Annotated in this window: 1 protein-coding gene; it reads right to left on the bottom strand. The window is 63.9% G+C overall.

Translation table 11 applies throughout. The annotated features are described in order from the left end of the window. On the bottom strand, nucleotides 1–560 hold a 560-nt coding region (locus F3J15_RS38325), incomplete at both ends, for an ABC transporter permease subunit (RefSeq protein ID WP_166897878.1).

Genomic DNA, 560 nt, shown 5'->3' on the forward strand with positions numbered 1-560 from the left:
GGAACGCCGACAGCACCAGGTCGTCGATCGACAGCGTGAACGACAGCAGCCACCCCGACAGCAGCGCCTGCGAGATCAGCGGCAGCGTCACCACGAAGAACACCTTCAGCGGCGTCGCACCGAGATCCAGCGCCGCCTCTTCCAGCGACTTGTTCATCTCCTTCACGCGCGACTGCACGATGATCGCCACGTACGACACGCACAGCATCACGTGACCGATCCAGATCGTCACCATCCCGCGCCCCTTCGGCCAGCCGAACATCTGCTCCAGCGCAACGAACAGCAACAGCAGCGAGATACCCTGGATCACTTCCGGAATCACCAGCGGCGCGTTGATCATCCCCGTGTACAGCGTGAAGCCCTTGAAGCGGCCGAAGCGCGCGAGCACGAAGCCCGCCCACGTGCCGATCACGACCGACGCGGTGGCCGTCAACAGGCCGATCTTCAGCGACAGCCACGCGGCGGTCAGCAGCTCGTCGTCGTCCAGCAGCGCCGAGTACCACTTCAGCGAGAAGCCCGACCACACCGTCACCAGCTTCGACTCGTTGAACGAGTACACG

This window comes from Burkholderia sp. Ap-955 (assembly GCF_011753045.1).
GTDB classification, from domain to species: Bacteria; Pseudomonadota; Gammaproteobacteria; order Burkholderiales; family Burkholderiaceae; genus Burkholderia; species Burkholderia lata_D.